Source organism: Sphaerisporangium melleum (assembly GCF_014646695.1).
GTDB classification, from domain to species: Bacteria; Actinomycetota; Actinomycetes; order Streptosporangiales; family Streptosporangiaceae; genus Sphaerisporangium; species Sphaerisporangium melleum.
Genome location: NZ_BMNT01000033.1, coordinates 74,704 through 97,898, shown reverse-complemented (window position 1 = coordinate 97,898; position 23,195 = coordinate 74,704). Strand labels below are relative to the sequence as shown.

At 71.0% G+C, this 23,195-nt stretch carries 14 protein-coding genes, 1 tRNA gene and 1 pseudogene; 10 read left to right on the top strand and 6 right to left on the bottom strand.

What is annotated here, in order from left to right; genetic code table 11:
* Nucleotides 1-95 precede the first annotated feature (95 nt).
* From IEY93_RS26755 to IEY93_RS26735, 5 genes are all read left to right on the top strand, one after another.
* Nucleotides 96-779 (top strand): response regulator transcription factor, encoded by a 684-nt coding sequence (locus tag IEY93_RS26755; protein WP_229691508.1) that lies wholly within the window; start codon nt 96-98, stop codon nt 777-779.
* Nucleotides 776-3,691 (top strand): DUF4153 domain-containing protein, encoded by a 2,916-nt coding sequence (locus IEY93_RS26750; RefSeq protein WP_189165886.1) that lies wholly within the window; start codon nt 776-778, stop codon nt 3,689-3,691. The genes IEY93_RS26755 and IEY93_RS26750 overlap by 4 nt, the downstream gene beginning before the upstream one ends.
* A gap of 34 nt (nt 3,692-3,725) precedes the next feature.
* Nucleotides 3,726-4,943 carry a hypothetical protein gene (locus IEY93_RS26745; RefSeq protein ID WP_189165885.1) on the top strand — a complete coding sequence of 406 codons (1,218 nt, stop codon included), beginning with the start codon at nt 3,726-3,728 and terminating at the stop codon, nt 4,941-4,943.
* Between the two features lie 556 nt (nt 4,944-5,499).
* Entirely contained in the window at nt 5,500-8,352 is a 2,853-nt protein-coding gene (locus IEY93_RS26740; RefSeq protein ID WP_189165884.1) for a glycosyl hydrolase, read from the top strand.
* 129 nt (nt 8,353-8,481) lie between these two features.
* Nucleotides 8,482-11,766, top strand: coding sequence for a helix-turn-helix transcriptional regulator (locus IEY93_RS26735; RefSeq protein WP_229691507.1), 3,285 nt, complete (start codon nt 8,482-8,484; stop codon nt 11,764-11,766).
* Between the two features lie 102 nt (nt 11,767-11,868).
* Here the strand turns inward: IEY93_RS26735 and IEY93_RS26725 are convergent, their stop codons facing one another.
* Complete coding sequence (locus IEY93_RS26725) at nt 11,869-12,276, bottom strand: response regulator transcription factor (protein WP_229691506.1); 408 nt, start codon at nt 12,274-12,276, stop codon at nt 11,869-11,871.
* A gap of 425 nt (nt 12,277-12,701) precedes the next feature.
* Between IEY93_RS26725 and IEY93_RS26720 the strand changes: the two genes are divergently transcribed.
* The 3 genes from IEY93_RS26720 to IEY93_RS26710 all read left to right on the top strand — a co-directional run bounded on the left by IEY93_RS26720 (nt 12,702) and on the right by IEY93_RS26710 (nt 15,558).
* On the top strand, nt 12,702-13,721 hold the full coding sequence (locus IEY93_RS26720) for a C40 family peptidase (protein WP_189165883.1): 1,020 nt from the start codon (nt 12,702-12,704) through the stop codon (nt 13,719-13,721).
* 287 nt (nt 13,722-14,008) lie between these two features.
* Nucleotides 14,009-14,080 (top strand) — tRNA-Arg (locus IEY93_RS26715).
* A 443-nt stretch (nt 14,081-14,523) separates the two neighbouring features.
* Nucleotides 14,524-15,558 (top strand): hypothetical protein, encoded by a 1,035-nt coding sequence (locus IEY93_RS26710; RefSeq protein WP_189165882.1) that lies wholly within the window; start codon nt 14,524-14,526, stop codon nt 15,556-15,558.
* 183 nt (nt 15,559-15,741) lie between these two features.
* Here the strand turns inward: IEY93_RS26710 and IEY93_RS26705 are convergent.
* Both IEY93_RS26705 and IEY93_RS26700 read right to left on the bottom strand, forming a co-directional pair.
* Nucleotides 15,742-15,902 (bottom strand): annotated as a pseudogene (locus IEY93_RS26705) (IS5/IS1182 family transposase); the annotation flags it as partial.
* A 389-nt stretch (nt 15,903-16,291) separates the two neighbouring features.
* Entirely contained in the window at nt 16,292-16,930 is a 639-nt protein-coding gene (locus IEY93_RS26700; protein ID WP_189165881.1) for a winged helix-turn-helix transcriptional regulator, read from the bottom strand.
* A 71-nt stretch (nt 16,931-17,001) separates the two neighbouring features.
* Here IEY93_RS26700 and IEY93_RS26695 point away from each other — a divergent pair, with 71 nt between their 5' ends.
* Complete coding sequence (locus IEY93_RS26695) at nt 17,002-17,724, top strand: hypothetical protein (RefSeq protein WP_189165880.1); 723 nt, start codon at nt 17,002-17,004, stop codon at nt 17,722-17,724.
* A 458-nt stretch (nt 17,725-18,182) separates the two neighbouring features.
* Here IEY93_RS26695 and tnpA read toward each other — a convergent pair whose 3' ends face one another.
* The 3 genes from tnpA to IEY93_RS26680 form a co-directional block, all read right to left on the bottom strand.
* A complete protein-coding gene (gene tnpA / locus IEY93_RS26690) occupies nt 18,183-18,494 on the bottom strand; it encodes an IS200/IS605 family transposase (RefSeq protein WP_189165879.1) in 312 nt (103 codons plus the stop codon).
* 40 nt (nt 18,495-18,534) lie between these two features.
* Nucleotides 18,535-20,451 carry a RiPP maturation radical SAM C-methyltransferase gene (locus IEY93_RS26685; protein WP_189165878.1) on the bottom strand — a complete coding sequence of 639 codons (1,917 nt, stop codon included), beginning with the start codon at nt 20,449-20,451 and terminating at the stop codon, nt 18,535-18,537.
* Nucleotides 20,452-20,561: 110 nt separating this feature from the next.
* Nucleotides 20,562-22,712 carry a B12-binding domain-containing radical SAM protein gene (locus tag IEY93_RS26680; RefSeq protein WP_189165877.1) on the bottom strand — a complete coding sequence of 717 codons (2,151 nt, stop codon included), beginning with the start codon at nt 22,710-22,712 and terminating at the stop codon, nt 20,562-20,564.
* A 249-nt stretch (nt 22,713-22,961) separates the two neighbouring features.
* On the opposite strand from IEY93_RS26680, the gene IEY93_RS26675 reads away from it, so the two are divergent.
* On the top strand, nt 22,962-23,150 hold the full coding sequence (locus IEY93_RS26675) for an aroma-sacti cluster domain-containing protein (RefSeq protein ID WP_189165876.1): 189 nt from the start codon (nt 22,962-22,964) through the stop codon (nt 23,148-23,150).
* Nucleotides 23,151-23,195: the final 45 nt, after the last annotated feature.

Genomic DNA, 23,195 nt, shown 5'->3' with positions numbered 1-23,195 from the left:
TCGCCGCTGATGGGTGCACGGACCGGACGGCGAATGCATGAGATCTGCACATTCGCCCCCATGCCGTCTGCACGAGCCGGTTCTAGGCTGCGGACGTGACAGAGCAGCGGCGCATCCTCCTGGTCGAAGACGACAGCACCATCGCCCTCGCCGTCCGCGACCGGCTGACGGCCGAAGGGTTCGAGGTGCGCGTCGCCGCCGACGGCGAAGAGGCCCTCGCGGCGTACGCCAAGGCGGAGCCGGACCTGGTGGTGCTCGACCGGCTGCTGCCCGGCCTCGACGGGCTGGAGGTCTGCCGCCGCATGCAGGCGGCAAGCCCGGTCCCGGTGCTGATGGTCACCGCGCTCGGCGAGGAGACCGACCTGCTCGTCGGGCTCGGCGTCGGCGCCGACGACTACCTGACCAAGCCGTTCAGCATGCGCGAGCTGGTCGCCAGGATCCACGCGCTGCTACGCCGGGTCGACCGGGCCGCCCAGCTCGCCCACGAGGACAGGGTGATCCGCGCGGGCGACGTGGAGATCAACACCGCCGAGCGCCGGGTCTTCGTGCGCGGGGTGGAGGCACAGCTCACCCGCACGGAGTTCGACCTGCTGAGACGGCTCGCCGAACGTCCCGGGCAGGTCTTCGAGCGGGAGCGGCTGCTGTCGGACCTGTGGGGCTTCTCCGAGGCCGCGGCCACCCGCACCGTCGACAGCCACGTACGCGCGCTGCGCCGCAAGCTGGGCTCCGGCATCGTCCGCACGGTGCACGGCGTCGGATACGCGCTGGTGAAGCCATGAGACCGCTGGACTTCCTCGGCCGGATCAAGGTCAAGCTCGGGCTGGTCATCCTGCTCGCGGTGGCCACCGCCTTCGCGCTCAACGAGTACGGCCGCTCGCTCGGCGTGCTGCCGTGGGCGCGCATGGGGGTGGCCGCCGTCCTGAGCCTCGGCATGGTGCAGCTGATCGGCCGGGGCATGACCCGGCCGCTGCGCGAGATGGCCGCCGCCGCCCAGACCATCGCCAAGGGCCGGTGCGACATGCGCGTCACGGCCACCTCCCGCGACGAGGTGGGCGAGCTGGCCCGGGCCTTCAACGCGATGGCCGCCGACCTCGCCGAGGTGGACCGGCAGCGCCGCGAACTGGTCGCCAACGTCAGCCACGAGCTGCGCACCCCGATCGCCGGGCTGCAGGCCGTGCTGGAGAACCTCGTGGACGGGGTGTCCGCGCCCGACCCCGCGACCCTCGGCACGGCGCTGACCCAGACCGAACGCCTCGGGCGGCTGGTCGTCCAACTGCTCGACCTGTCCCGCCTCGACTCGGGCGTGCGGCCCATCGAGCCGGAGCCGGTCGAGCTCGGGCCGCTGTGCGCGCAGGCCGTCCGCGAGGCCGGGCTGGCCCGCGAGGAGGTGCGCCTGTCGAGCTCCGTCCCCGCCGGGCTCGGTGTGCGGGCCGACCCCGCGCTGCTGGCCCAGGTGCTGGCCAACCTGCTGGACAACGCCGTCCGGCACAGCCCGCCCGGCGGCCTGGTGCGCCTCGACGCGGCGGCCCGCGGGGACGGCGTACGGCTCGGCGTCATCGACGCGGGGCCGGGGATCCCCGCGCCGGAGCGGCCCCGGGTGTTCGAGCGCTTCTCCCGGCTCGACGCCGCGCGGGCGGCCGACGCGGGCGGCACCGGCCTCGGGCTGGCCATCGTCCGGGAGATCGTCGAACTGCACGGCGGCTCGGTGCGGGTCGCCGAGACCACGTCCGGCTGCCACATGGTGGTCGACCTGCCCGGAAGGACGACGATCATGGGCGATGTCCCCTTGAAGGGTGAACGATCAGGTGCCGTCCCGGCCACGGGGGAGGTGCAGGCCGCCGGTGCCGCACGCCTCGCCGGTGACATCAAGGTCGCCGAGGCTTTTCGGCCCGCCGGAGATGTGCAGGTCGCCGGGGCCGCGTGGCCCGCCGGGGATGCGCAGGTCGACGGAATGGGAAAGCGTGGCGGCGGCGCGAGGTCCGCTGGGAGCACGGCGTCCGGTGCGTGGTCGGTGGCCGGCGCGGACGCCGGTGCCGGGACGGCGGGCGGCACGTTGACCGGAACCGTCGCCGGGCCCGGAGCCGGCGTGCGCGCCGGGGAGCCCTCCGGTGCGGGCGAGGAGACCGGGCGAGCCCGGCAGGATGCCGGCCGGTCGGCCCCCTCCGGAGCGGTGGTTCCCGGCGAAGGCCGCACGCCACCCGGATTCGGCCCACCCGGCTACGTGCCGCCACCGCTGCTGCCCCGCCCCGATCTCCCCCCGACCCCCCGGTGGCTGCTGCCGGTAGCCGCGGCGGTCGGGCTGCTCGCGGCGATCGCGCTGCCGGACGCCGCACCCGGACTGGGCATCGTCGCCGTCGCCGTCGCCGCCGGCGCGGCCGTGCTCCCGGCGGCCCGGCACCGCCTCACCCCCTGGACGGTGGCGTTCGGCCTGCTGGCGTACGGCCTGGTGTCGATCGTCCTGTTCCGGGACGCGCAGTGGCTGGCCGGCCCCGCGCTGCTCGCGGGTTTCGGGCTGGCCGCCCTCGCCGTGTCGGGGGCGGGCGAGGGCTGGGGGGCGGTGGTCAGGGGAGGGCTGTCGGTGGTGCTGGCCGTCGTCCCGCTGCCGTGGTTCCTCGGCGCCCCGCTGAAGACGAGCGGCCGCCGGCGCAACCTGGCCGCCATGGTGGCCGCGCTCTGCATCGCGGTGGTGCTGCTGCTGGTCTTCGGAGTGCTGTTCGCCTCCGCCGACGCGGTGTTCGCGTCGTTCGCCGCGAATCTGCTCACCGCTCCCGACTGGGTGGAGTACCTCCCGGGCCGCCTGGTCCTGTTCGGGATGTTCGCCGCGCTGGTGGCCGCCGCGACGCTCGTCGCCCTGCGCCCACGGGTCGAGCGGGCCGGCCCCGCGACCCGGCGGCGGGTGAGCCGCGTGCTGTGGACGATCCCGCTGGCCGCGCTGGACCTGCTGTTCGCCGCGTTCGTCGTCGTGCAGATCACCACGTTGTTCGGCGGCAACCGCAGGGTCATGGAGACCGCCGGGCTCACCTACGCCGAGTACGCCCGGTCGGGGTTCTTCGAGCTGGTCACGGTCAGCGTCTTCGTCCTGGGCCTGGTCGCGCTGGCGATCGCGGTGGTGGCCCCGAGCGGCCGCGAGCGCGCGCTGATGGCCGCACTGCTCGGCGTACTGTGCGCGCTCACGCTGGTGATCCTGGCCTCGGCGCTGCACCGCCTGGACCTCTACATCGACGCCTACGGCCTGTCGCGGCTGCGCGCCGCGGTCGGCGCGACCATCTGGTGGCTCGCCGCGGTGTTCGCGCTGGTGCTGGCCGCCGGAGGGCTGCGCCTGGCCCGCCGCTCGGCGGCCTGGCTGCCGCGTACGGTCGTGCTGGTCACCGGGCTGTCGATCCTGGCGTTCGCCGTCTGGAACCCCGACCTGCGGGTCGCGGAGTCCCAGCTCGGCGTACGCGGCTCCCTGCGGGTCGACGTCGGCTACCTTCTCGACCTCAGCGCCGACGCGGTGCCCGCCATCGACCGGATGCCGGCGCGCGACTGCCTGCTGAGCGGGATGCCCTCCGTGCGGCGCCTGGCCGGCGGGCCGGACGGCTGGAGCGGATGGAACCTGGCCCGGCGGCACGCGCGCGACCTGCTCGCGGCCCGGCCGCCGATCGCGCCGCTCCCGGCCTGTGGGAAGGAGATAAGGTCACCTGGGACATAGGTCGTTGACGGCGGGCTCGAAAGGCGCGGCTGCGGTGCACGGTTCGGTATACGTCTATGTCGAGGACGTGCGCGACGAGGGCGCCGGGCAGGTCCTCGACCGCATCGCCGGGTACGGCGTGCGCGAGGTGACGGTCGCCGCCGCCCACCACGGCGCCCGCGACGTCACCCCGCACGGCGCCTCCCGGGTGACCATCCGCTCCGACGGCGTGCACTTCCCGCCGCCCGCCGACCTGTTCACCGGCCTGCGGCTCGCGCCGCCCGTGCAGCCGGGCGCCGAGCACGAGCCGCTCGCCGCCCTGCGCGCCGCCGCGGCCGAGCGGGGCATGACCGTGCACGGCTGGGCGGTGTTCCTGCACGACCTGACCCTTGGCCTGGCCAATCCGGACGTCACGGTGCACGACTGCTTCGGCGGGCGCGGCTTCCCGGCGGCGCTGTGCCCGGCCCACCCCGATGTGCGCCGGTACGCGGTCGCGCTGGCCAGGGCCGTGGCCCGGCAGGGGGTGGACGGCGTGGTCGCCGAGTCGCTGCACTTCGGCGGCTTCGCCCAGGGCTACCCGCAGGAGAGGTGCTTCGTCCCGCTCGGCCCGATGGACGAATACCTGTTCTCCCTGTGCTTCTGCGACTGGTGCATGCGGCGCGCGACCGACCTCGGGGTCAAGGCCGAGGTCGCCCGCGAGGAGTGCGCCCGCATCGTCGGCGGGGTGCTCGACGGAGACCCGCCCGCGCAGGGCGAGGTGACCCGGGCCGCGCTCACGGCGTACGCCGGCCCCGACGTGGTGGCCTACGCCCGCGCCCGGTCCGAGACGGTGACGTCGCTGGTCAGCGAGGTGGCCTCGGCGGTGGCGGCCGAGGGGGCCAAGCTGACGTTCCTGGACGGCACCGGCCACCGCAAGGGGTACGCCGACGGGCTCCCGCCGGCCGGGCTGGCCGCGCACGACGCCTGGCAGCTCGGCGTCGACCTGGTCGCCCTCGGTGACATCGTCCCCTCCTTCGGGGTCCTCGCCTACGCCAGGGACGCCGCCCGGGTGGCCGACGACGTGGGGGCCTACCGCCGGTCGGTCGGCAACGACCGGGAGCTGCGCGTCGTGCTGCGGCCGGGCCGGCCGGACACCGACTCCGAGGAGCGGCTGGCCGCCAAGGTGCGGGCGGTGCGGGCCGCGGGCGGTGACGCGGTGGACTTCCACGCCTACGGGCTCGTCCCCTACAGCGTCCTTGACCGCATCCCGGGCGCCCTCGGCCACACCGTCTGACCCCGCGCACCGATCTGCACGCCCGGCCCGTGCCGGGCGGGTGGCCGGCGTTGACGGTCTCGGGCCGGCCGGCATCGCCCGCTTCGCTCGGCCTCGCCGCTCCCGCTCATGGACTGCGGGGCCGATGCGGGTGGAATGGGCAGAGAGCGCTCCCTGTACTGCCGCGACAGGCGGGTACGGCGAGAGCCGAATGCTTTCAGCGCCGGATTCTTCTGGTGCGGCAAGGCATCGATGCTGCTGAATCGGCCGGACACGGACAGCGCTTCCGTCGTGCCTGGTCAGCGGTTCCGGTGGGCGCCGAGAGTGCTTCGGGCCTCGCCATCTGATCTGCGAGAGCGCTCTCAGTATCTTCGAGAAACATTTTCTCGCTGTTGACAGGGCTTGTGAGGCTATCTAACGTCGGCAGCACTGAGAGCGTTACCCGCGCGTAACACACGCCTGGTTCCCCGCCGGCGCGGGCCAGTACGGCCGCCGGGCCCGCGCCCCGAGCCGCCGCCGGGCGCCGCCCCGCCGTGGGCGGCGCCCACTTCACCCCCCATCACGAAGGTCTCCCCGTATGACCAACGACCGCTCCGCGAACGACCGCGCCGTACGAGGGCGCCACCACCGTCCACCCACCGGCCGCCGGTTCCGGCTGCGCATCGCCGGAACCGCCGTCGCCACCCTGATCGCCGGGCTGCTCGTCGCCCTGCCCGCCACTCCCGCCGACGCCGCCACCGTCACCGTGGGCGCGGGCGGGTACACGACCGACCTGCCCGCCGGCGCCTCCGGCCCGGCCGACAGCGGCGGCGCGCCGGTGACCCCCAAGGTCACCTCGGCCGTCACCGCCAAGGTGCCGACCAACGACTGGTGGTCCTCCCTGGCCTTCCAGCGCTACGCCGGTAACCCGTACTCCGAGAACATGTACGCCCACCCGCTCGCCTTCCACGCCGTCGCGGGCGGGCTCGAAGTGAGCTACCCCACCGCGCCCGCGATCGGGGCGACCCAGTACGACTTCGGCCACGCCCGCGACCTCACCATCGGCGTGACCGGCCTCAACGCCCCGCGTACCCAGGTCGACGGCTGGTCGGACTGGACGGTCACCCCCTACTGGTCGGACGGCACGCGCACCCTGCGCGCCACCATCGGCCACGGGCTGCCGTATGTGTACGCCACGCCGAGCGGCGGGGACGGGCGCGTCGACTTCGTGGCCACTCCCGCCATCTGGGCCGACCGCGGCAACGTCCTGGGCGCGACGGTCAACGGGCACGACTACGCGCTGTTCGCGCCCACCGGCACCGACTGGAACGTCTCGGGGACGGCGGCCACCGTCGCGCTCGGCGGCAGGAACTATTTCAGCGTCGCCGCGCTCCCCGCCCGCGGCGCCCTCGACCTGTTCGCCAAGTACGCCTACTCCTTCGTGACCGGCACCGCCGTGAGCTGGTCGTACGACGAGACCGCCGCGCGGCTCACCACCACCTACACCGCGACGACCAGCGCCAAGGAGGGCACCCAGACCGGCACTCTCATGGCGCTGTACCGGCACCAGTGGCAGGCCACCGCGGACCCGCTCACCGCCTACACCTACGTCTCGCCGCGCGGCACGATGAAGCTGCGCGAGGGCGCCTCGTTCACCACCCGGCAGACCTTCCACGGCGTGCTGCCGTCCCTGCCCGACCTCGGCGCCTATGACCGGGCCCGGCTCGGCGCGTTCGTCAGGCAGGAGGCCGACGCGGCCGACCCGTGGAAGGGCGCGGCCGACACCTACTGGACCGGCAAGGCGCTCGGCCGGCTCGCGCAGCTCGTGCCCATCGCCGACCAGCTCGGCGACACCGGCTCGCGCGACAAGCTCCTCGGGCTGCTGAAGGGCGAGCTGCAGAGCTGGTTCACCGTGGGGGGGGAGCAGTTCCGCTACGACGCCGCCTGGGGCGTCCTCACCGGATACCCGGCGTCGTACGGCAGCGACACCGAGGTCAACGACCACCACTTCCACTACGGCTACTACCTGATGGCCGCCGCCACCGTCGCGCGGTACGACCGGGCCTGGGCGGCGGACGGGCAGTGGGGCGGCATGGCCAAGCTGCTGGCCAAGGACGCCAACAACTGGGACAGGACGGACACCCGTTTCCCGTTCCTGCGCAACTTCGACCCCTACGCCGGGCACGGCTGGGCCTCCGGGCACCAGGGCTTCGCCGCGGGCAACAACGAGGAGTCGTCCTCCGAGGCGATGAACTTCGCCGCCGGAGCGCTGCTGCTGGGCGCCGCCACCGGCGACACCGCGCTGCGCGACCTGGGCGTCTACCTGTACACCACCCAGACGGCCACCATCGCGCAGTACTGGTACGACGTGGACGACGCGGTCTTCCCCTCCTCCTTCGCCCCCGGCACGGCCGGCATGATCTGGAGCGACGGCGCCGCGCACGCCACCTGGTGGACCGGCAACCCCGAGGAGATCCACGGCATCAACTACCTGCCCATCACCGGCGGGTCGCTGTACCAGGGCCTCTACCCGGCCAAGGTCAGGGCCGGGGTCGCCGAGCTGGAAGCCGAGAACGGCGGGCCCGCGGTCGAGTGGCGCGACCTCGTCTGGCAGTACCGCGCGCTCGGCGACCCGGCCGCCGCCAAGGCGAACTGGGACGCCGGCTGGAACTCCTACGACCCCGAGTCCGGCGACTCCAAGGCGCACACCTACCACTGGATCTACAACCTTGCCAGGCTCGGGACGGTCGACGCCGCCGTCACCGCCGACGCCCCGACGGCCGCGGTGTTCACCCTGAACGGCACCCGGACCTACGTCGCGCACAACTTCGGCACCGCGGCGCGGACGGTGACCTTCTCCGACGGCAGGCGGCTCGCCGTCCCGGCCGGGTCCACCGCCACCAGCGCGGGCGGCACTCCGGAGCCCACCCCCTCACCGACCCCGACCCCCACTCCCACGCCAAGCCCCACTCCCACGCCGGGCACCCCCACCCGCTACCTGGTCACCGGCGGAGGACTGGCCGCGACCGCCGGCGCCGCCGGGGCCGACACGGTGCCGTCCGCCGGCGGGGGCAACCACGACGGCACGCCGTACAACCCGCTGGTCTACACCGCGAGCGGCCTCACCATGACCCACACCGGCGGCGCCACCGCCTTCGACCTGCACCTGGACGCCGGGACCGCGGTGGCCAACGGCGTGCAGGCCCGGGTGTCGTACGACCTCACCGGGGACGGCACCTACGACCGCGTCGAGACCTACCGGTACTTCGCCACCGATCCGGTCGCGGGCTGGGAGCACTACACCCAGACGGCCGGGCTCACCTCTTCTACCGGCACCGTCGGCAACCTGGCGGGCGGCCGGGTGCGGGTCGAGGTGTGGAGCGCCATCGGCCTCAACCCGACCTCGCTCGGCGTCGGGAACCGCTCCACCATCACCATCCCGTTCCGCTGATCCGCACCACCGTCGCGGGTCCCCGGCTCCGCCTCCCGGGGACCCGCGACGGTCATCGCGCACTCCGCGGAATCCGCCCTCCAGATGTACGAGCCGGTCCTGTCGGAGCATCGTGCGATACTCGCGGACGTGACGGGGCGGGAAGCGGCGAGTGCTCTTGTCGGTCGACGCGCTGAGCTCGACCGGCTGATCGCCGTGCTCGACGCCGCGGCCGGCGGGCGGCCCGGAGTGGCGGTCGTGGGCGGCGACGCGGGCATCGGCAAGACCCGTCTGGTGCGCGAGCTGGCCGAGCAGGCGCGCGCCCGGGGTTTCGCCGTGCTCACCGGGCAGTGCGCCGAGCTCGGTGACACCCTGTCCTACCTCCCGCTCGCCGATGCGCTGCGCGGCGCGTCCGGCGACCCCGAGCTGTGGCAGGCCATCGAGGCCCGCCCCATGCTGCGCCGGCTGGTGCCCGGCGCGGCGCTCGACGCCTCGCCCGAGGCCGCTTCGGGCCTCGCCCAGCAGCAGCTGTTCGGGTCGATGCTCGGGCTCCTCGCCGAGGTGTCCGCCGCGAGGCCCCTCGCCCTTGTGCTGGAAGACCTGCACTGGGCCGACCGCTCCACCCGCGACCTGCTGGTCTTCCTCAGCCGCATGGTGCAGCGCGAGCGGGTCTGCCTCATCTGCACCTACCGCACCGACGACCTCCATCGGCGGCACCCGCTCCGTCCCCTGCTCGCCGAGATGCAACGCCTCCCCGCGGTGACCTCAGTCGTGCTGGGCCCGCTCGGCACCACGGCCATGGCCGACCACCTCGTGGCCCTCGGCGGCGGCGACGCCCGGGTGATCGGCGACATCATCGAACGCGCCGAGGGCAACCCGTTCTACGCCGAGGAGCTGCTGGCCGTCGAGGGCCTCCCGTACAACGTGGCCAACCTCCTCCTCGCTCGCGTCGAACGTCTGTCCGAGCCCGCCCAGCAGGTGTTGCGCGCCGCCGCGGTCGCCGGGCGGCGCGTCGACCACCACCTGCTCCGGGAGGTCTCCGGCCTGCGCGACATCGAGCTGGAGGAGTCACTCCGCGAGATCGCCTCCCGTGGTCTGCTGCTGCCCGACGGCGGGCACGGCTACGCCTTCCGGCACGCCCTGCTGCAGGAGGCCGTGTACGCCGACCTGCTGCCGGGCGAGCGCGTGCGGCTGCACAACCGGTTCGCCTCGCTGCTCGACTCGCCCGCCGAGCTGGCCTACCACCATCTCGCCGGTCACGACCTGCCCGGTGCGCTCGCGGCGTCGGTGGCGGCGGGGCTGCGCGCCGACCGCCTGGGCGCACCCGTCGAGGCGCACGGCCACTACGACCAGGCCCTCGCGCTGTGGCACCGCGTCACGGGCGCCGAGAAGGTCGCGGGCATCGACCGGCCGCGGCTGGCACTGCTGACCGCCGCGGCCGCCGAGGAGAGCGGTGACACCCACCGCGCGATCGCCCAGCTGCGCGAGGTCCTCACCACCGAGCGGCCGACCTCCGAGGTGTGGGAACGCCTCGCGTACTACCTCATCGACGCCGGTGAGGACGCCGCGGCCACCGAGGCCGCCAAGACGGCCGTTCACCTCGCCACGGAGGCCGTCGCCTCCGGCGGGCCGGGCGAGGGCGTCCACTCGCCCGCGGTCCACGAAGGCCGAGCCCTGGGCGCCCTTCCAGACCTGGCCAGGGCGCTCGCCACGTACGCACGGACGCTGATCTGGACACCCCTGCACGCCGAGGGCGAAGCCCTGGCAGAACGGGCACTCGCCACCGCCCGCGAGTCCGGCATCCGCGAGGCGGAGTCCAGCGCGCTGATCACCCTCGCCGTCGTGGCCGACATCGCCGGCGACCTGCCCCGTGCGGAGGAACTGCTGGCCGTCGCCGCGGACATCCGGTCGGGCGACCTCTCGGTCGACCTGCGCGCCCTCTACAGCCTCGCACGGGTGCAGTACGACCAGGGCCGTCTCGCCGACGCGGCATCCACCGCCGACCGGGGCATTGAGCTGGCGCGTGAGACCGGCCTGACCTGGAGCGTGTACGGCACCGACCTGCGCTTCTTGAAGTTTCTCATCCACTACACCGCCGGAGAGTGGCGCGAGGCGGGCGAGCTGACCGCGGCGTTCGCCGTACGGGTGGGCAGGCTGGGCGAGGCGCGGCTCTCCGGCTACGCCCTGTTCCTCGAGGTCGCGCGCGGCGACGCCGTCGTCGAGGAGCGCCTGGCCTGGCTGCGGCCGTTCTGGAACGACTCGCTGGTCACCTACATCGCGCGCGGCCTGGCCGCCGAGCACGCCCTGTGGAACGGCGACCCGCGAGCCGCGACCGAGCATCTGGACGCCGTGGTCGAAGCCCTTGAGCCCTTCGACCCGGCCCTGATCCGCATCTGCGCCACCGCCCTGTGGGCGCTGGCCGACCTCGCGCGGACCTCCCAGCGCCCCACCGTCGAGCCCGGATATCCCACCGAGCCGACGCGTTCCGCCGACCCGGCACGTCCTGCGCAACCGGCACGTCCTGCGGACCTGGTAAGTCCTGTGGACCCGGCACGTCCTGCGGCGGACCTGGTGCCTCCTGCGGACCCGGCACGTCCTGCGGACCTGGTGCCTCCTGCGGAACCGCTTCGCGTCGCGGAACCGGCGCGAGCCGATGATCCGGCGCGTGTTCACGCTTCAGCGCGGCGTACCGACCTGGCACGAGCCACGAGCTCGGCACCGCCCGCCACGACCTCCCCAGCTGATGTCATGGCGCACGTGGAGGGCCCGGCGCCTGCCGGCATCCGGGCGAGGGCCGACGACCTGCTGCGACGGGCTCGTGACGCGGCGACGCTCGGGCCCGGGTCCGGCACCCGGGGGCCGGTGGGCATCGAGGGGCAGGCATGGCTGGCCAGGGCCGAGGCCGAATGGCTGCGCGTCAACGGCACGGCCGACCCCGTGGCGTGGCGCCGGGTGGTCGAGGCGTTCGACTTCGGCTCGGTCTACGAGGTCGCGCGGTCCCGGTGGCGCCTCGCGGAGGCGCTGCTGATCGCCGGTGAGCGTGACGAGGCGTTCGAACACTGGCGCGAGGCCATGATCACGGCCGAGACACTCGGTGCCGCGCCGCTCCGGCATGCCCTGGCCGACCTCGGCCGCAGGGCCAGGTTCCCCTCCTCATCCCAGAGCCGCCCGGCCGTTCACTCCGAGGCGACACCCTCCTCGCCGGGCACGCCCGGCACCGCCTCGGACGACCGGCCCCAGATCGCGCTCACCGGCCGTGAACGGGAGGTCCTCGCCCTCGTCGCCACCGGCCTGTCCAACCGTGAGATCGCGGAGCGGCTGTTCATCGCGCACAAGACGGTGAGCGTTCACGTGTCCAACATCCTGGCCAAGCTGGGTGTCTCCTCCCGCACCCAGGCCGCGGCCTACGCCCACCAGCACGACCTGCTGCCCTGACCGCTCGCAGAAAATCCCGTCCGCCCGCGGCCGAACGTGCACGGCCACACGGCGAACGGCCCACCACACAGCGGGCCCTCCGTCACCACCCCATCAGTGGCACTATTCCTTGCCCGGGTCCTCGGCTGTGGCGCCGGTGAGTACGAGGTCGCGCACCATCTGGATCAACTCGGCCGGGTCGAACGGCTTGGTGAGGTAGGCGTCCACGCCGATGCCGAGGCCGCGCTTCTTGTCCTCTTCCTGGGCTCTCGCCGTGATCATCATGATCTTGATGTGGTTCAGGCTCTCGTCGGCACGCAGCTTGGCGGCCGTCATCCAGCCGTCCAGGCGCGGCATCATCACGTCCAGCGTGATCACGTCGGGCCGCACCGATGTCACCCGGTCGAGACAGTCCTGCCCGTCGGTCGCCGTCTCCACCTGGAAGCCCTCCAGGCTGAGATTCACGGCGATCAACTGCCGGATAACCTCGTCGTCGTCCACGACCAGCACGCGTCCCAGAACCTCGTCCACGGCCGCGAGGCTAACCCTTGTACGCCGCTTGCGCGAGGTTTTCCCGGAACTCGTCCCCCACCACCCGTGCCCGGCCCTGTTCGCGCCTGAGCACCACCACCGCGGACTTCAACAGACCACAAGGGGGGATACCCGTCCCCTCGGCCATCGCCAACGCCCGCCACCGCCCCAGCCCGGCACGGCGACCGAGGCGTCGGTGCCGGGAAGGGGAGACTGCTTCCCCGGGCTGAGCGCTGGCCTTAATCCACAGCCCGCTATCAGAACAAGCGTGACATCTCCTGCTTTCCGCAGGTCAACGAGCCTGCCGCTGCCGTCACGTCGTCCCAGCCGCTGCGGCCTTGTCCACAGAACGGCATTCGCCGCTCTGGCCGCCGTGCCGCCCGAATGATCCTGGCCTCGATTCCCCACGAGCCAAGGAGCCATTCATGATCACGACGCTCGTCACCACCGTCCTCGTCACCGGAGCGGCCCTGTCCGGGAGCGTGGCCTGGCCGCAGCACCGGCAGATCGACCCGTACGGCTCGCCGGGCGCCCGGTTGTGGAGCCTGCCCATCCCGGCCACACCCGTTCGCGACCTGCTTTCCGCGGCCGGCGCGACGCGCGGCGACCGCGACACCCCCCAGCGCGTCCACCAGCCGGCGACCACTCCCCACGGGTCTCCAGCGCTCCGCGACGCGCTGCGCGAGGCCCTCCCTCTCTACGACCTCTACGGCGGTGCGAGCCGTCCGGCCCATGCCCGGGACGAAGCGATGAGCCGACCGGATTCCTCCAGCGAAGTCGCGAGCCGACAGGTCCGTGTCCTGGTCGCCGAGGAGGGACTGCCGCACCGGCTTCTCCCGGGCAGGCCGGGTCGTGACTTGACGGCAGGCACGGGCAGCTCGGACCGGAACGGGCACGCGGCCCTGACCCCTGCGGCGCGCGATCGCCGCCCGAGCGAGTCACGGCGCAGGCCACCGAGCGGGCGACAACGCTCGCGGCCCGCCGGTGAGCGGCACGCGAGCAGGCGACCGGCGACCAAGCGCGGGCCGATCACCTCCTCCCGCTCGCGCAAGCTCACCGCGGGAGCCATCGCGGCCAAGGTCGCCGTGCGGCAGATCGGCACCCCGTACGTCTGGGGCGGCGGGTCGAAGGCCGGGGCGACGCGCGGCGGCTTCGACTGCTCCGGCCTCGCCCTCTACGCCTGGTCGCGCGCCGGCGTCAGCCTGCCGCACTACACGGGCAGCCAGTTCACCAAGGGGAAGAGGATTCCCTTCTCGCAGCTGCGCCAGGGCGATCTCGTCTTCTTCGGTGGCGGCACCGGCGACCCGACCCACGTCGGCCTCTACCTCGAAGACGGGATGATGGTCCACGCGCCCAAGTCTGGTGACGTGGTGCGAAAGGTCGACTTCGCCCACTCCACCTACTACCGCTCCCGCTACCGAGGAGCCATCCGTCCCGCCTCATGAGATCCCGGCTCGATCGTCGGGTCATCCATCGGGTCAGCCGTCACGGCCATCGTCCGGAGGACCATCGGAACGACCGAGCAGTGGGCCGAGGGGGCGGCCCACAGCCAACCCCGATGGCTTCGGCCAAGGCCACGACGTGACCATCGGGGGCGCGCTGACCAGGTGATCGTCCGGTGTGAGTGTGAACGGCGCCCAGCGGCGCGGGAGCCTGATCACCCCGTTCAGGCGTTGATCGGGTTCCGAGTAACGGAAGACCTCCGAAAGCTGGTAGCCTTACGACTCGTTGAGCCCCCTTAGCTCAGGGGATAGAGCACCGGCCTCCGGAGCCGGGAGCGCAAGTTCGAATCTTGCAGGGGGCACACGATCTTGACCAGCGGTTTCGGCCACTGATCAGGGCGAACAACGAAGAAGCGGGCGGGCCTCCAGTCTCAGGGAGTCCCGCCCGTTCTCATTGATGCTCACTGGTTGTGGACCAGTCTCACAGGGGCAAAGCGGCCTCTATGCGGCGGTTGGCCTGCTCTTGACGGCCGTAGAGGCACTTGGCTTAGCGCTCCGTGAGTACCTTCACGTCGTTGCCGGCGTGGGCGGCCACCTCGGTGGCGTTCACCGCGGCGTTGAACCACGTAGACAGGGCGGCATTTCGCAGGGGTCGTCAGGCCAAGGGAGAAGCCACCTGCGCCGCCACTGCTCGTTCCAGCCTCTCGCCCGCCTGGCCGCGCATATATCCAGCTCCGCTAGCGGATGTCGATTGTCGTACTAAGGCGCAGCACAGGGCCACTCGGTAACGCTACGATCGACAGCTATGGAGCAAGCGCTGTGGGACCCACGCGAGCGTGGCGCTGCCCGAAGAGAATTCAAGGCGGCGCTGTACGAAATGCGTCTTTCCTCTGCCCGGTATCGGCAGGCACGCAATGATCACGTTGCCCATGGCAGGCAGTTCTTTGAAGTACGACTATGCAGAGAGCAATGGTATGTCGACCTTCAGGAGTTCATTCGTTCGATCATCTATCTCGCCGAAGTCGAAACAACGCTCGATCTGACCTCCTTTCTGCGTGAAGCCGACACGCTCGGCGAACTGCCGGAGTCGCGTCAACTGGACCGCGCTAAGTCTTGGCTAGCCGAATGTCGAAAGGTGGTCGACCTCCTGTTTGCCGCATATGTCGAAGCCGGAGGTGGCGTCGATCCGGAGAAGATATCCGGAGCCTGGGAGGAGTGGGGCGTTGCGCTCAAGCGATGGGGATACGCCTTGCGTAATAGAGAAGAGATGCGCGACAGACTTTTTACGCAGCGTAAGGATGGTTACGACGTAGATCTGTCGGTCCATGAAAAGTCTCCAAGCTCTGACGCATCTCCCGGCGAGCTTACTAGGACGAGTCTTGAATGGGCTCGTCGGCACGTTCGGCAGCAGGTAGGGCGGAGCGAGGTAAGTGGGCCGGCGAGTGGTGATCCACTTCCTCTCGGCCGAAAGCCGGAGATGATACTGACCTTCGAGGTCGATGCAAGGCGATATCAGCTTATCGTTGAAGGTTTAATTACGATCGTCACGCTTCCTGGCTTTCTTGAGGCTAGGCACCTCAAGAAGGGGCGGTACGTAGGCTTGTCGTTTCAGCGTGATATTCACTATGCGAAGGTGCGGCGGGTTGGTGCATATCATTCAGTGGATAGCCTGATAAGTGCTGAGCCTTTGGCTTCACTGGATCCGGACAGGCCTTCAAGGCAAATGCAAGACCAATGTCATCAGCAGTATGTTTCGTATAAGCTCCGCCACCCTGACGACGATGTGCGAGGGATGCTGGCTATTGAGCTGGAACTCCCGCGAAGCATGAGGGGGAGATAGGTGGTCGCTGCTTCCTCGTAACTGATGGCTTTATTATTTCAGTGTGGTGGCAGGCTCACCGTACGCAGCTGTTCGTGCTTGTGTCTCAATGCGTCGACTATTCTCTTCTTGGCGCCTGTTGAGACGCTTTGCGTAACGCTTGAGGAGTACTTTGAAATTGAGCGTTTTCATCCTGCTTTGAGCCTGAAGAACAAGGATGGCTTTGACGAGCTGATCTGCGCGAGGGGGCGGCAGCGTAGCTTGCGCGGGATCCGCCGGCTCTTCAGCTGTGCGTTCGCTCGCTCGCCAGGTCCGCGGAGCTTGGCGTGCGCGGAGTTGGCGTTCTTCTGGGCGGCCGGTTTGCTTGCTTCCGCGGCGTGGTCGTGCACCCAGTGCCGGGAGTGGCCAGCGGCGTTCCGGGGATCGCCTGCCACAGTTCGACGGCGAACGGGTCGCCGAGTGAGAACGTGACGTGCACGTCCATCATGTGTTCGCGGGCCGCCTCCTTGATGGTCATCGAGCGCACCACCACCGGCCGCCGGCGAGCATCTCGGCGCTGCCGAGGGACGCCGAGCGGGGCGCGACGAGCGAGCCCTGTCTCGACATCGTGCTCCGTGGCGTCCGCCCCTGAACGTCCGGTCGGCAGAGCGGTGCTGGGCCCGGACGCGGTGCGCGGCGTCCGTGCCGAGCTGGAGTCCACGCTCGGCGAGATCGCCGAGTGGGAGTCGCTCGGCAACGACACCGGCTTCTGGTCTCAGAGGCCGAAAAGGCGGAAGAATTGCTGGGCCGCCTCGCCGTCACCGGTCAGTTCCACGTCTCCGGCGTCGACCGCCGACGCCACCGTCCGGTCGGCGAAGATCAGGGCCCACAGCGTGGGGACGTCGGCGCGCACCGTCGCCTGCACCGCCGCCCGCGCGCCGCGGACCACGTCCACCTCGGACGGGGTCACCGTGACGTCGAAGGCGTCCAGGCCGACCACCAGCCGGATCGAAAGCGACGGCGCCTGATGCGCGGGGGGCCGGTAGAGCGTCTTGAGCAGCAGCATGAACGCGTCGGTGCTCATCTCGGCGCTTTTCGGACCCGCTCGGTGCGCACCCCAGCGCGCGAGTGAGATCAGCACCGGTTCGAGGTCGCGGCCGCTGTCGGTCAACTCGTAGACCCGGGCGCTGACCGGGGGCCCGACCTCCACGCGGCGGATCACGCCGTCCTGCTCCAGCTCGCGCAGGCGCTGGCTGAGCACGTTCTGGCTGGCCTGGGGCAGGGCGTTGCGCAGGTCACGGAACCTCTTCGGGCCGAAGATCAGCTCCCGGACGACGTGCAGGGCCCATCGCTCGCCGATGACGTCCAGGGCCAGAGCGGCGCCACACCCGTCTTCATAGCTTCGCTGTGACACCGCTCAACCATACAACTGAGGACCATCTGCTACTGTATTAGGAGTAGTCGGTCCTAGAGACGGAGTGCGAAATGGACTCGTTGCTCGCCCGCGTGCTCGAAGCGCACGGCGGACTCGAACGCTGGAAGAACCTGTCGACCTTCACCGCGCGCATCACCTACGGCGGCCCCTTCTGGGAGTTCAAGGGGCATGCCGACTTCGTCGGCGACGACCTGGTGGAGGCGAGCCTCCAGCGTGAGCACTTCGTGCAGCGCCGGCAGTCGACCGGGCGCACGGCCGTCTTCGACCGCGAGGCGGACCGGCTGACCGTCACCGGCCGGGACGGCGAAGTGCTGGCCGACCTGCGCGAGCCGCGCTCCACCTTCGAGGGCTACACGCCGGAGACGCAGTGGAACCTCAGCCAGATCGCGTACTTCCGCAGCTACGCCACCTGGCACTACCTCGTCGAGCCGTACGTCTTCACCTGGCCCGGCGTCGAGGCGCACGAGGTGGAGCCGTGGACCGAGAACGGCGAGACCTGGCGGGTGCTGAGCGTCACCTACCCGCCCTCGATCCACACCCACAACGCCACCCAGCTGTACTACTACGACGACTCCGGTCTGCTCCGCCGGCTGGACTACCAGCCCGACGTGAACGGCCGGACGCCGGTGGCGCACTACATCCGGGCGCACGAGGCGGTGGACGGCATCCCGTTCCCCACCAAGCGGCACATCCACACGCGCAACGAGGACGGCACGCCGGACCTGTCGTGGATCCCCATCACGGTCGACCTCTCGGACATCAAGATCAGCTGAGTGGCCTCCACGATCTGGAGCCGGCCAGGGCTCGCCCGCCCGGCGGCTCCACCGGCCGGGCACGCGACCGCCTGCCGATCGCCTGCCCGGCCACCTTCACGCCCTCCACGCCTGGTCAGAACCGGCAGGCCAGGGGATCGGCGAAGACGGGGGGAGGGCCGGACAGGGCGGCGCGGATCGACCGTTCCAGGATCGAGTACGGCGAGCCGTCGGAGCGGAGCGGTTCGCGCAACCCGGCCTCGGTGTTGCTGATGAACCGGGGCGGCCCGGTGTGCTTTCGGCGCGCTCCCCGGCCTGAAGACCGGGATTCAGCCCGTGTCCGCGTCATGCGGCATCTTTGAGGCCTCCGCGCAGGGCGAGATCACGGATCTCGACGTAGGACGGCCGCCTCCATGGGTTCTCCGCCACCGGCGGTACTAGGCCGATCTTCAACGAGGTCTAGCCAGGAATCCCGGTCCTTAAGGGGCCGGGAGGATGGCTTCCCTGTCTGCGCCCGGACGCTGGTCCGGGCGTTTCTGATTCTCGATGTACTCCCGGATGATCTCCAACGGTGCGCCGCCGCGGGGCCCGGCGAAGTACGACGGTGACCACAGGTGGCCATGCATGATATGCCGGTTGATCCGGCGGGCGAACTCCTTGCGCAGGTAGTGTGCGAAGACGCCCTTGAGTTGGTTGATCAGGGTCGTGATGGAGAGTTCGGGGGGATGGTGCACGAGCAGGTGGACGTGGTGGTCTTCGCCGGTGAACTCCCGCCACTGACCAAGCGTCACTATGCCGGAAAACCGCGGCCGGGAATGCCCCCGGACCGCGTCACCAGCCTTGGTTCTCGGGGAGGGCCAGGGACAGGTACTTGTCGTCTTCGGAGATCATCAGACCGGCGCGGCAGCAGCCGTCGAGGAAGGCGGTGACCTCGCCGAGCGACACCTCGAACCCGCGGTCCAGCAGTGCCTGGTGGACGCGCTTGCGGCCGCGGGCGGTGTCACCGCACGCCTCGTAGGCGTCGCCCTGCCAGCCGGGCAGGACGGCCTTGCGTGGCCGGGCCGAGCGGGTGTCGATGATGGTCACCTCGCCCGGCAGGCGCTGGTAGAACAGGACGGGCCGGTCGCCGTTCGCCCATCGCTCCCGCCAGCCGGTGATCGCCGACTGCAGCACGTCGTGGCTGGCGGCCGAGGCGACGTCCGAGGCCGCGAAGTCGAAGAAGTAGGCGATCCGCGAATGGTCGAGCTCGGGCGGGTAGACGTACTTGTAGCTGGCCTGCGGGCGCACCTGCTCGATCGCGAACGACGGGTCCATGAAGTACGGGCTGAAGCGTTCCAGCCAGATGCCGATCTGGCTCGCGGGCGGCTGCAGGTGCTGGATGAGCGGGACGAGCTCCGCCTGCTCGGTGTAGTCGCGGTCGGTCTCGCCGGGGAAGCCGCACAGGATGTGCCACTCCACCGAGATGCCGAAGTAGGCCGCCCACTTCAGCAGCCGGACGTTGATCAGCTTGGTCGAGCCCTTGCGCATCAGTTCGAGCACGTGGCTGTTCAGGCTCTCGATGCCGGGCTGGATCCGCTGGATGCCGGCCCGGCGCAGCACGGCGAGCTGCTCACGGGTGAGGTTGGCCTTGACCTCGAAGAACAGGTTGACGTCCCAGCGCCGCTCGGCCAGCTCGGCGCAGAAGGAGGTCAGGTACTTCATGTCGAGGATGTTGTCGACCGCGTCGACGCGGCGCGCCGGGTAGGCCCGCAGGAGTCCTTCGAGGTCCCGCAGCGCCCGTTCGCCGGTCTTGGCGCGGTAGTCCATGCCGAGGGCGTTCAGCCCGCAGAACGTGCAGTGGTGCCGCTGGCCCCACCAGCATCCCCGGGAGAACTCCACCGGGAGCCGGACGGCGTTGTCGCCCAGGACACGCGCCCGGTCGTGCCGGGCGAGGCTGCGGAAGTAGTCGTCGTAGTCCGGCGCGGGCAACTCGTCGAGGTCGTACGTGCGGGGCGCCTCGGCCTGGTCGTCCGCGCTCACGCCCTGGCGGTGCACGCCCGGGATCGGGGTGGTGGTGCCGGCGGCGAGGTCGTACAGCAGCGCGGGCAGCGCGATGTCGCCCTCCCCGGACACCACGTAGTCCAGCCACGGCAGCTTCTCGGCGTAGGCGGGACCCATCCCGGCGTCGAAGTTCGCCCCGCCGTAGATCAGCGGCAGCTGCGGGTGGCGCTCCTTGAGGCGGCGGCCGAGGGCGAAGGAGGCGGTGTTCTGCAGGAACGTCGAGGAGAACCCGACGGCGTCGTAGGAGGACCAGTCGACCGCGTCGACGCAGCCGTCGGCCCAGGCGGGGAGCACCTCGCGGCGGAGCCGGACCAGCTGCTCGGGCCCGTTCTCCAAGATCTTGGCCCAGCTCTCCGGCACCTCCGGGTACTCCGCGAAGTAGTCCGCCTCGGGCTCGATGTCGCCGAACGCCGCGTAGGAGAAGAGCCATTCCCCGAGCTGGTGGAAGCGGTCGTCGTTCATCTCCGAGATCCGGTCGTAGATCCGGCTCCCGAGCAGGGCGCTGAGTTCGAGGTTGAGGTAGTGCACGTCGCAGTCGTGGCCGGCCCGCTTGACGATGGCCTGCAGCAGGCCGCACTGGATGGACGGCGCGTCCGCCCAGGACCACGGCATGTTGACCAGGGCGACCCGCAGGCGCCGGGGCGGGGGAGGCGGAGCCGACGGGATCCGGTTCCTGGCCACCAGCGGCAGCGTTCTGCTCTTCGCCACGGTGGCAGCCGGTTCACCGGCGCCGGGCCTTGCGTGCAATGTGTCCTCCTCCGCGGAGAAATGCCGTGGGACGGGTCGCGCGTGCTTCGGACCGGTTTGTGCCGGCCGGATCAAAGGTCGCCGCGGGCCTGGGCGGTGAGCCTGATGACCTGCCGGAGCCGGTCGAGCGTGAGGAGCCGGCCGGCCAGTGGCAGGGTGAAGGTCGTGCCGGAGGGCAGGACCGCGACCCAGCCTTCGCCCCGCTGCGCCTTGCCCTGCTCGCCGAGCCAGGGGGCGATGGACGCGCTGCTCGCGCCGCCGTCCCGTTTGAGCAGGAAGAACTGGTCGCGCAGGTCCTCGAAGCGGGCGAACTCCTCGATGTTGGTGAACGGGATGGTGGAGTCGCTGATCGGGACGAGGTCGGCGCGGGGGGCGTCGGCCGGGCCGGCGGGGATGAGTTCGCGGCCGAACGCCGAGAAGTACAGCAGAGTGTGCGCGGTGTCGATCCCGCCGACGAACGGCCGGTCGTCGACCGCCCGCCTGACCAGCCGCATGCGGTCGTCGCCGGGCCGCCGGTCGATCTCACCGGGCCACCGGGCGACCCCTTCGGCCCGGTCGTACCAGGGCAGGTAGCGGACGACGTCCTCGCTTCGCGGCAGCGGGACCATGTCGACGCCGAACGTGCCGGGGCTCTTGGCGACGATGGAACCGGGGGTCAGGGAGAAGGTGCCGATGCCCGCGATCGACCACAGGTCCTCGTGCTCGATCAGGAAGTCGTACGTGCGGGCCGCCTCGTCGCCGCGCTCGCCGGGGAATCCGGTGAACCCCATCATCTGGGCGCCGATCCCGTGCTTGGCGAGTTCGCGGAGGATCTCCGGCACCTCCGCGATGCGCACGCCCTTGTCGATGAGGTCCAGCACCCGCTGGGACGCCGACTCGTAGCCGAAGGACACGGCGACGCAGCCGGCGTCCCGCAGCCGCTGGGCCATGTCGCGTTTGGGGAAGGTCCGTTCCAGGCGCAACTCGGCGGCCCACCGCACCTTCGCCGGCAGGTCCTTCATCGCGTCGCAGAGCAGCCGCAGGTAGCGGGGGGACATCGCGTCCACCGCGAAGTAGACGGTGCGGGAGAAGCCGGTGATCCGCTCCAGGTCGGCGACCACCTCCTCGACGGGACGTTCCCGGGACGGCGAGGTCGGCCGGTCGGAGTTCAGGCCGTAGTCGCAGAAGGTGCACTTGTTCCAGTAGCAGCCCCGCGTGGGGCTGTACAGCACCACGGGCTCCGGCGACCAGTAGGAGTCCCAGTCCCAGACGTCGTAGGCCGGGGCGGGCAGGTCGGCCATGTTCTCGTAGTTGATCGAGGCCGAGTGGGACGGCGGGTCCTCGCGGGACAGCACGCCGGGAATCCCGGTGAGGGGGCGCCCGTCCCGGACGGCGGCCAGGATGTCGCAGAAGGGCGTCTCGCCCTCACCGGGGACGATGAGGTCGGCGTCGGTGAACAGCCGCCAGTGGTCCCCGGGCACGCGGGCGAACCGGACGTGGTCGCAGACCTCGGTGCCGCCGAAGACGATGACGGCGTCCGGGTAGGCCGCGCGCACCTCCCTGGCCAGGCGCAGGGCCACGGGCAACTGGCCGGTGAAGCCGACCGAGAAGCCGACCAGCCGCCACTCGCGCTCCCTGAGGAGGTCCTGGAACGGCCCTTCGACGTACGGGGCGAACGGGCCGGTCAGGGCGTCGAGTACCGCGGAGTCGCACAGGTCCTCGTAGCAGGAGAGGTTCACTACCCCGCCCAGCCTGACCTGGAAGTCGGCGATGCTCTGCGGGGTCCCGTCGAGGCAGAGCAGTTCCTGCCAGCGTTTCATGGCCAGGACGGCCTGCCGGTAGGTCGGGTAGTGGTGGAAGGACGGGCCGTCCTTGAAGATCTCGATGGCCCGGGCCACGAAGTCCGGCGCCAGCCCCTCGGCGGCGAGGGCGGCCCGGTAGTCGAGCTCGTCGGCCCTGGTGACGGCCTCAGCGGCCTCGATGCGCTCGCGCGTCCTTCTGGCCCGGTCCAGCAGGCCGCCGACCTGCTCGGGACGGGCGAGGTGGTTCAGCGCGTCGATGTTGGCGTCGACGCAGCGGCCGCCGGAGAACCCGGCGCGCCGCGCCGCCCCCACGAGGTACGGAATCGAATGGTACGGCTGGGTCGGGTCGGTCAGCGGCGGATTGATCAATAAGTACGGCAGATCGCTTTCCCGGCGCTTGCGGCTGCGATTCGGAAGGCTGTCGGTCAGAAATATGGTCACCCGTTCCTCCGTAGTCGCGCCGGCGGCGCCGGGCCTCGCCGGTGCCACGTTGACCGAAAGATTTACACACGCACGAGGTGTTGGGAAGGCGGGCCGGCCGCGGCGTTCTTAGGAACACCGGCGAGTGGTTTTAAGAACACTTCGATGCGGCCCTAAGAATCGGCCCGAGATCGGGTCTGGACGGCGTTCCGGGGGCGACCTATGTTCGCTGACGTAGCGGATCGGCGCCACGCCACCAGGAGGATCACCATGTCACATGACCCGCTCGCCCCGCTCAACGCAGCAGGTCTGCAGCGACTGCCCGAACAGATGAGGGTCGTGTTCGAGGAGCTCAGCCCGGAGGAACTGAGGGTCGCCGGCGCCATCCAGGAACGGCTCAACGCGCTGGTTCCGGAAGTCGAGGGTCAGGTCGCCGACAACAACAACTGTCTCTGCTAGCGCCCTCCCGGCCCGCCTTCTCCAGCGGGCCGGGAAAATCCGGCG

Bases quoted from the DNA above. Each gene is read 5' to 3' on its own strand.
- IEY93_RS26750 (WP_189165886.1), top strand. From the start codon at position 776: ATGAGACCGCTGGACTTCCTCGGCCGGATCAAGGTCAAGCTCGGGCTG.
- IEY93_RS26740 (WP_189165884.1), top strand. From the start codon at position 5,500: ATGACCAACGACCGCTCCGCGAACGACCGCGCCGTACGAGGGCGCCAC.
- IEY93_RS26720 (WP_189165883.1), top strand. From the start codon at position 12,702: ATGATCACGACGCTCGTCACCACCGTCCTCGTCACCGGAGCGGCCCTG.
- IEY93_RS26710 (WP_189165882.1), top strand. From the start codon at position 14,524: ATGGAGCAAGCGCTGTGGGACCCACGCGAGCGTGGCGCTGCCCGAAGA.
- IEY93_RS26695 (WP_189165880.1), top strand. From the start codon at position 17,002: ATGGACTCGTTGCTCGCCCGCGTGCTCGAAGCGCACGGCGGACTCGAA.
- IEY93_RS26675 (WP_189165876.1), top strand. From the start codon at position 22,962: ATGTCACATGACCCGCTCGCCCCGCTCAACGCAGCAGGTCTGCAGCGA.